The following is a 2,661-nucleotide window of genomic DNA, read 5'->3' as shown; positions in this document are numbered from 1 at the left end:
ATGAGGCCGCTGGCGAACGATCAAGCAATTAGCGCTCGTATACTAATACCTTGAAAGTACGCGGGGTCAGCTATGTTTTGCGCGGGGTCTACCCTATTTAACGTTGAATCAGCCCTATTTAACCTTGAATCAGCCCTGCTTTGCGCGAAGCTTGGCTCATAATTGGCCCTGTTTTGCGCTGTGCCTTATGCGTTGAATCAGCCGTGTTAGGCTATGATGCGTTTATGCAGCCAGTCTGGCAAACCTAGATATATAAGTTTTTTTTCTAGGAATACCTGCCATCCAAGCGACAGTACGAGTAAGATTCATGGCGGTAGCGGTCAGAATATGTTGCAAACGGGTCTTGCGCAAACCAATATAGCGAGTTTTTCGCAGGCCAAAAGTACGTACCCCATAAGAGATAACACTTTCACAGCCCGCACGAATTTTGTAGGCCTCCTTAAATTTATCAGTTGTCTGACGTTGACGGGCCGCTTGCAAAGCTTCGTGCTGCTCTTGTGGGCGTATCGTTAGAATACGAGGAGCTTTTTTACTTGTTGTACATTTTGCTCGATCTAAACAAGATAAACAATCAAGGCGAGGAAATCCTATTTTAATAACTTCATTTCCGTTTTTATCAAACCCATCACGCCAGGTTCGACTAAAAACGCCGTTTGGACAGGTTGCACTTTGACCAGCCCAATCAATCTCAAAATGAGGAATATCGAATCCTTGGCCCGCCGCCGCTTGCCAGCTCGGCGAGCCAGCCACAGGACCACACAAATCTATATCTACCTTAGCGGCAGAAACAAAATTATCGGCATTCGTATACCCGCTATCGACAAAATGTTCGTTTGGTAAGCAATCTTTGTCGGCTAGCTGCTGGTGGATCACTTCTGTCATTTCGCCATCGGTAGTGGTGGCAGGCGTGGTGCAGACAGAAGTGATGATTAGCGGCATGTCTTTATCACAAGTTTCTGTTAAATGTACTGTGTAGCCTGTCCAGTTAGTTTTTCGTTTGGTTCGATTTCGTGCCTCGGGATCATAAGGCGACTGGATTAACAGTTTGTTAGGTGGTAATTGATCGGCTGTACGCCATTTGAGCTGTCCATTATCGTAATAGTATTGTTGTATCCACACTTGGCGCATGATTTTGACACTAGGGATTTCTACTAACCACTGAGGAGTATCACCAGTATAAATGGCCTGCAACAAGTGGTGACCGTCATAACCAATTCGTAATTGTAGCTGGCCGAGTTCACTTTTACTCTGCGGTAAACGATAACTATCAAAACGAGGCCCATATAAATCAAACCAATCCGGGCTCACTTGTTCTAATAACCATTCAGGAACGACTGTAGCTAAGTCATTCAAGGTCTTACGCATTGTTTCGGCTACACATTTTACCCGATTCAATTTACGAACAGGAGCCAAAACATGTGTTGAGTCTGTTCTTTGTCGTCCGCCAGCCTTAACCAAGCCTTTCTCTGATAGTTGCTTAAGTATATGATCTAACAAATGTCTTTCCATCTCGCCATCTAAGAGTCGCTTTCGAAATTCTGAAAGAACCGAAGGATCAAAACCCGTATCGGTTAATTCCAACCCTAATGCATACTTCCAATCAATGCGGCTGGCAACTGCTTGAGTTGCTTGTTTATCAGTCAAACCCTCTGCAAATTGCATTACGCTCACTAATGCCAGAAATGCCGGCGATTTAGCTGCTTGCCCCGTGTAGGAGTATAAGTCAATAAAATCACTATCATGATAAGTCAATTCCAATTCGTCTCTCATTTTCATGTATACATTTCCTTTTGGATATGTTTGGCGAGCGACACGAGCTGTTTCTTCTGGCACATCAAAGATAAAGTAGCTTGGTAAAGACATTGCATTCCTCTATAAGTAGTTAGTTTGAAATTGGCCTCTCATTCTATCTGAGCTGATAACTGATGTCAAATTGGTCCTGACAAAAAGAGCCCGTATTTTGGGAGAAGAACTAAACCGGCATATAATGCTAAACGTTTATGAAAAGTCGGCCATAATTAGCAAAAAGTGGGCGATAATTACTCAAAAGTAGGCTCTTTACGAAAAAAAAGAAAGAAAATGGTAAAAACTAGGGTCAAACCATCCCCACCGCCCCTTTTTGGTTTCCACCCCCCCGCATGAAAACCTTCTGGTGCCCAGCCCCTTTTTGGCCAAAAAGGGGGAGGGCGTGCTATTTGGCGGAAGGGTTGGAGCTACTGGTTGTTTTTTTTATATGATTATGTATTTTTGTCACTGCAGGCTAAGACTTATCGAGAGTATTGCCCACTTTTTGCGAGAAAATTATTTTTTCGGGGCCCTGATAACTTTAAATAAATAAGGAAAGTATTAATAAATGAGGCCGCTGGCGAAGTATCTAGCAATGGCGTAATCGTTTTATCCAACGCATAACATCGCATGAGCAACGACTAGCGTCGCTCATGCGATGTTATGCGTCGCTCGTTCAGTGCCAGCCATCGCTTGAACAACGACTAGCGTCGCTCGTTCAGTGCCAGCCATCGCTTGAACAACGACTAGCGTCGCTCGTCAGCGGCAGACATCGCTGAATCGCGGCCGATCGTCGCCCATCCCGCGCCCATCCCGCGCCCTTTCACCGAGTCATAACCGAGCATCCATTATTTTATCGTTCGCCAGCGGCCTCAT

Annotated in this window: 1 protein-coding gene; it reads right to left on the bottom strand. The window is 44.9% G+C overall.

The window, feature by feature from the left end:
• Nucleotides 1-222: 222 nt before the first annotated feature.
• Nucleotides 223-1,863 (bottom strand): IS1182 family transposase, encoded by a 1,641-nt coding sequence (locus ACRBG0_RS27965; RefSeq protein WP_431490125.1) that lies wholly within the window; start codon nt 1,861-1,863, stop codon nt 223-225.
• Nucleotides 1,864-2,661: the final 798 nt, after the last annotated feature.

This window comes from Lewinella sp., assembly GCF_050633125.1.
Lineage (GTDB): Bacteria > Bacteroidota > Bacteroidia > Chitinophagales > Saprospiraceae > Lewinella.
The sequence above is the reverse complement of the archived record's forward strand: the minus strand, read 5'-3'. Positions and strand labels throughout refer to the sequence as shown.

Coding starts and splice junctions, on each gene's coding strand:
- ACRBG0_RS27965 (WP_431490125.1), bottom strand. CDS start 1,863: ATGTCTTTACCAAGCTACTTTATCTTTGATGTGCCAGAAGAAACAGCT.